General features: G+C 73.7%; 4 protein-coding genes. 1 reads left to right on the top strand and 3 read right to left on the bottom strand.

Going from position 1 to position 5,584, the window contains the following annotated elements; all coding sequences use genetic code 11:
* Positions 1-6 precede the first annotated feature (6 nt).
* On the top strand, positions 7-1,404 hold the full coding sequence (locus ACSNOD_RS27655; protein ID WP_436769800.1) for a M20/M25/M40 family metallo-hydrolase: 1,398 nt from the start codon (positions 7-9) through the stop codon (positions 1,402-1,404).
* Positions 1,405-1,560: 156 nt separating this feature from the next.
* Here the strand turns inward: ACSNOD_RS27655 and ACSNOD_RS27650 are convergent, their stop codons facing one another.
* The 3 genes from ACSNOD_RS27650 to ACSNOD_RS27640 form a co-directional block, all read right to left on the bottom strand.
* The gene (locus tag ACSNOD_RS27650; protein ID WP_436769799.1) at positions 1,561-2,490 is read right to left on the bottom strand and encodes an ABC transporter permease; all 930 of its coding nucleotides are present in this window, start codon (positions 2,488-2,490) and stop codon (positions 1,561-1,563) included.
* Complete coding sequence (locus ACSNOD_RS27645) at positions 2,477-3,625, bottom strand: ABC transporter ATP-binding protein (RefSeq protein ID WP_436769798.1); 1,149 nt, start codon at positions 3,623-3,625, stop codon at positions 2,477-2,479. The genes ACSNOD_RS27650 and ACSNOD_RS27645 overlap by 14 nt, the downstream gene beginning before the upstream one ends.
* A 161-nt stretch (positions 3,626-3,786) precedes the next feature.
* On the bottom strand, positions 3,787-5,079 hold the full coding sequence (locus tag ACSNOD_RS27640; protein ID WP_436769797.1) for a LolA family protein: 1,293 nt from the start codon (positions 5,077-5,079) through the stop codon (positions 3,787-3,789).
* Positions 5,080-5,584 lie beyond the last annotated feature (505 nt).

Raw genomic sequence — 5,584 nt, 5'->3', positions numbered from 1 at the left:
CCCCACATGTCCTCACCCACCCCCCACACCGATCGCCGCCGCGGCGGGCGAAGAGCCTGGATACGCCGGGCGGCCGGCGCCGCCGTCGCCGCGGGCGCCGCCTCGGCGCTGATCGTCTCCACCGCTCCGGGCGCCGGTGCCACCCCGGCCGCCACCGGCGCGCGGACCGCCGCCGCCCCGGCCGCACAAGCCGCCCCGGCCGCCGCGCCCGACATCCCGCTCGCCAACGTCAAGGCGCACCTGACGCAGCTTCAGTCCATCGCCTCCGCCAACGGCGGCAACCGCGCCCACGGCCGCCCCGGCTACCGCGCGTCGCTGGACTACATCAAGGCCAAGCTCGACGCCGCCGGCTACACCACCACCCTCCAGCAGTTCACCTCCGGCGGGGCCACCGGCTGGAACCTGATCGCCGACCGGCCGGGCGGGGACCCCAACCACGTCCTGATGGCCGGGGCGCACGCCGACTCCGTCAGCTCCGGGGCCGGCATCAACGACAACGGCTCCGGCTCGGCCGCCGTGCTGGAGACCGCGCTCGCCGTGGCCCGCGAGAACTACCAGCCCACCAAGCACCTGCGGTTCGGCTGGTGGGGCGCCGAGGAGATCGGCCTGGTCGGCTCCCGCTACTACGTGAACAACCTGCCCGCCGCCGAGCGCGGGAAGATCGACGCGTATCTCAACTTCGACATGGTCGGCTCGCCGAACCCCGGCTACTTCGTCTACGACGACGACCGGGAGATCGAGAAGGTCTTCAAGGACTGGTTCGCCGCCAGGAGCGTCCCCACGGAGATCGAGACCGAGGGCGACGGCCGCTCCGACCACGCGTCGTTCAAGAACGTCGGCATCCGGGTCGGCGGGCTGTTCACCGGGGCGGGCCGGACCAAGACCGCGGCCCAGGCCCAGAAGTGGGGCGGCACCGCGGGCCAGGCGTTCGACCGCTGCTACCACTCCTCCTGCGACACCACCGCCAACATCAACGACACCGCGCTCGACCGCAACAGCGACGCCGTCGCCCACGCCGTATGGACCCTGTCCGGCGGCGGCAGCACCCCGCCCGACGGCGAGAGCTACGAGAACACCGCCGATGTGGCGATCCCCGACAACGGTGCCGCCGTCACCTCCCCGGTGACGGTGAGCGGGCGCACCGGCAACGCGCCGGCCGCGCTGAAGGTCGGCGTCGACATCAAGCACACGTACCGGGGCGATCTCGTGGTCGACCTCCTCGCCCCCGACGGCAGCGCGTACCGGCTGAAGAACTCCGGCTCGAACGACTCGGCCGACAACGTCGTCGCCACCTTCGCGGTCGACGCGTCCAGCGAGCCGGCCAACGGCGTCTGGCGGCTGCGGGCGCAGGACGTGGCGGCGCAGGACACGGGCTACATCGACAGCGTCAAGCTCACGTTCTGAGCTCGGCTCGCGAACCCCGGCTCGCGTTCCGAAGCCCGGCTCACGCCCTGAGCCCGGCGCACGCTCCGACGCGACGGGCCGGCCCCCGGGATTCCGGGCCCGGGGGTCGTCGCCCCGCGGGGCCGGGCACCGCCGAGAAGGCGCGGTGCCCGGCCCTCACACCGTGATGTCCCGCCCCGTGAAGCGCGCCCAGGCCGCCGAGCCGAGGACGGCCGCGTACAGCCCCTGGAGGCCGAGGTTCTTCAGCAGCTGGTCCCAGTACACGGGGTCGCGGAGCAGATCGGCGAAGCTCAGCCAGTAGTGCGGGAAGAGATACGGGTGGATCGCGTGCAGCTGCGGGATCGTGTCCAGGATCTGCACGGTGATCACCAGCCCCACCGTGGTCGCCATGGCCGCGATGCCGCTGTTGGTGAGCGTCGAGACGAACAGCCCCAGCGCCGCGACCCCGATGAGCGAGGCGGCGACGACGGCGGCGATCGCCAGCGCCCGTACGACGCCCTCGCCGAGCGACACGGTCGTCCCCGAGAGCAGGGTCACCTCGCCCAGCGGGAACAGCGCCGCGCCCACCGCCAGCGCGGAGCCCGCCACGACCACCGTCGCGACCAGGCAGAACACCAGGGTGGCGGCGTACTTGGCGAGCAGCAGCCGGGTGCGGCCGGCGGGCGCCACCAGGAGATAGCGGAGCGTGCCGGAGCTCGCCTCGCCCGCGATGGCGTCGCCGGCGACCACCCCGACGGCCATCGGCAGGAAGACGGGCAGGGTCGCGGCGAGCGAGGTGAAGACCAGGAAGAGGCCGTTGTTGGTGACCTGGCTCATGAAGACGGGGCCGCCGCCGGCCTCTCCCCCGCCGCCACCCGCCGAGCCGCCGTCGCCGGTCTCGATCCGCACCGCGATCCCCACCAGCACGGGTACGGCCGCGAGCACGGCGAGCAGCGCGAGGGTGCGCCAGCGGCGGAAGGTGGTGGTGAGTTCGCTGCGGAAAAGGGCGAGGGTCCACAGGGGGCTCGGGGCCCGCGCGGGCGACGTGGCCGGTGCGCCGGTCGACACCTCGGCCCGTGTGCCGCCGCCCGCCTCAGCCCGTGACATCGAATCCCTCCCCGGTCAGCGCGACGAACGCGTCCTCCAGTGTGCCGCGCTCGACACCGAAGCCCCGGACGCGTACGCCGCCCCGGACCAGGGCGGCGTTGAGATCGGCGAGGTCCGGCTCGGGCCCGGGACCGGAGCCCACGGGCAGCTCGCCCGTCACCCGCCCCTCCCCCACGGCGAGGCCGGTCACCCCGTGCTCCGCGAGGACGCGGGCGGCGTCCCCGGTGTCCGGCGTGGTGACGACCAGCCGGCCGCGGGTCCCGGCCGCCAGCTCCTCGACCGGCCCCTGGACGATCAGCCGGCCCTGGGCCATCACGGCCGCGTGCGTGCACACCTGCTCGATCTCGTCGAGGAGGTGGGAGGAGAGGAAGACGGTGGTGCCGTCGGCGGCGAGCTCGCGGACGAGCGTACGGATCTCCCGCATGCCCTGCGGGTCGAGCCCGTTGGTCGGCTCGTCCAGCACCAGCAGCCGGCGCGGCTGGAGCAGGGCGGCGGCCAGGCCCAGGCGTTGCTTCATGCCGAGCGAGTAGGCGCGGGCCTTCTTGCCGCCGGCCGCCGCCAGGCCCACCCGCTCCAGCGCCGCCCCGACCCGGGCCCGGCGGGTACGGGGGTCGGCGGTGGGATCGGCCGCGTCGAACCGCAGCAGATTGTCACGGCCGCTCAGGAACCCGTACAGCGCCGGGCCCTCGATCAGCGCGCCCACCTGCGGCAGCACCTGGCGGCCGGCGCGCGGCATGGGGCGCCCCAGGACGTGGACGCTGCCGGCGGTGGGCTCGATGAGACCCATCAGCATGCGGATGGTGGTGGTCTTGCCCGAGCCGTTGGGGCCGAGAAAGCCGAAGACGCTGCCGCTGGGGACGGTGAGGTCGAGGTGGTCGACGGCGAGCTGGCCGCCGCGGTAACGCTTGGTCAGACCGCGGGTGGCGATGACGGCGTGCGGGGTGGTGGCGTCGCCGCGCGAGGTGTCGTCGCCGCGCGGGGTGGCGTCGCCGCGCGGGGGCGGTACGGGCGTGGCCTCGTACGGTTCGCCGGGCTCGGCCTCGTACCGCGCGCCGGACTCCGCGTCGCATTGTTGTTCGTCGGGCCTCGCCTCGTACGGCGTGTCGGGCCCCGCCCGGGTGGGCAACCGCTCCATCGTTCTTCCCCGTCCCTCGGGTGCGACACGGCCACGGTACGCGGCGCGGCCGGGTGTCCGGGCGGCGCCGGAGCGTGCGGGTGCCCCGCGGCGCCGGGGGGCCCGACGGTTCGGCACGGTGGCCGCCGTCGGACGCCCGGGGCCCCCCGGCCGGGTCGCCGCTACTTCTTCTTTCCTTCCGCGGCCTTGATCAGGGCCGCCTTGTCGACGGCTCCGACGTAGACCGCGCCGTCGTCCGTCATCAGCGCGTTGACCAGGCGGGTGCTGAAGACCCGGCCCGAGCCGAAGGAGCCGGTGACCCGCTCGGACATCCCGTCGAGGAATGTGTCGGCGTCGCCGCGCTTCCCGGGGGAGCCGTGGGCGCCGCCGCCCTTGGCGCCCTCGCCCTTGGCCCCGTCGAGCGCCTTGTCGGCCTCCTTGACCTGGGCGACCGAGGTCCAGCCCGTGCCCAGCACGTTCAGGCCGGACAGCTCGGCGAGCTCCCGGCCCTCCTTCGCCGCCCGCTTGCTCTCCGCGTCGCGGTGCGCGCCGGCCTTGTCCTCCGTGACCTTCGCGCCCTTGGGCGGCGCGAAGTCGAACATCTTCGCGTCCGGCTTGCCGAAGTCCACCGAGCTGAAGCCGGCGTCGACGGCCGCCTTGCCGCCGCCCTTGGGCTGCAGCGTGAACTTCAACGGCACGCCGCTGCCCGCGTCCACGGCGATGCGGATGGAGCCGATGGTCGACTCCGACTGCTTCGGCCTGATCAGCAGCTGGTAGGCGTCGCGCCCGGCGACCTTCGCCGTGCCGTCGACGCTCACGGAGGTCGTCTCGTCGACCGCGTCGAGAGCCCGCTTGGCCAGCTCCTGCGGCGAGGCGTTCTCCAGGCCGTGCGACTCGGCGTCCTCGCCTCTGCCGGCACCGGCGGTGGTGGAGTGGTACACGGAGTTGGTGCCCGAGTCGTACGCCCAGAGCTGGTCGCCGTTGTGGATGAGGCTGTACTCGGCGGCCTTGTCGATGATCGAGATCCGCTGCTTGTCGGGGCCGTCGGCGGCGACGCGCAGGGTGTGGGTGCCGGCGGCCAGTTCCATCAGCTTCGCCTGCGGGGCGGCGGGGGAGCTCTCGCCCTCGCCGCTCTCGCCGCCGCCAGGCGTGCCCAGCTTGGGCGCGGCGCCGCCGCCGAACGGTCCACCGGCGCCGCCGCCGGTGGGCAGGGCGGGCAGGCCCAGGTCGGTGGTGACCTTCACCGTGCCGGAGAGCTGCTGGACGTCCGACTTTGCGACCTTCGTCAGCAGCTCCTCCGCGGTGATCTTCGGCAGGTCCGGGTCCCCGGTGCTGGCGATGGCCGGGACGAGCCCGATGGTCGCGGCCGCGACCCCCGCGACGGCGACGGGTACGACGTAGCGGACGGCCTTGCGGCGCCCTGCCGCCAGGTCTTGCGCCTCGTCAGTGGTCCCGGCCGGTTGGATTCGTGCCATGTTGCCCTACCTCCATGGTCGGCGGCGGTTGTCAGCGTCACGCACGCACTCGTCCACGCACTCGTCCACGCGCTCGTCCACGCGCTCGTCCACCCCTCGCCGCCATTCTCACCCGATTAGGTTTGCGATGGTGCTACCTATCGCACCAAAACGTTTGTGGGTGTGCGTCAGCCGAGGGGATCAAGTCATGTACGCCCACGGGATGAGGTCCGCCCTCCGGGCGGGTTCGCGCGACGTCCACGTTGTGGGTTGTCCGTGACGTGAACGTCGCCGCGTTTCCCGGCCGTAGGCCGGGGGTTTTTCCCGCCCCTTCGGGGCGGATCACCACTTCCACCCCGGCCGGAGGCCGGGGAAAAGACCCCGCCCCTTCGGGGCGGGAGAAGAGGGTCGCGCCGTAGGCCGGGGGTCTTTTCCGCCCCTTCGGGGCGGGGGTGTGGGGTTGCGGTCGTGCGCTCTGTCCGTGCGGGGGTCGGTGCCGCACCGGGGTACCTCCTCGGCGGCGCAC

The organism is Streptomyces sp. URMC 123 (assembly GCF_051386515.1).
In the GTDB taxonomy this organism is placed as follows: domain Bacteria; phylum Actinomycetota; class Actinomycetes; order Streptomycetales; family Streptomycetaceae; genus Streptomyces.
Note: the sequence above shows the minus strand (reverse complement) of the source record. Positions and strands in the feature narration are given on the sequence as shown.

Coding starts and splice junctions, on each gene's coding strand:
- ACSNOD_RS27655 (WP_436769800.1), top strand. CDS start 7: ATGTCCTCACCCACCCCCCACACCGATCGCCGCCGCGGCGGGCGAAGA.
- ACSNOD_RS27640 (WP_436769797.1), bottom strand. CDS start 5,079: ATGGCACGAATCCAACCGGCCGGGACCACTGACGAGGCGCAAGACCTG.
- ACSNOD_RS27650 (WP_436769799.1), bottom strand. CDS start 2,490: ATGTCACGGGCTGAGGCGGGCGGCGGCACACGGGCCGAGGTGTCGACC.
- ACSNOD_RS27645 (WP_436769798.1), bottom strand. CDS start 3,625: ATGGAGCGGTTGCCCACCCGGGCGGGGCCCGACACGCCGTACGAGGCG.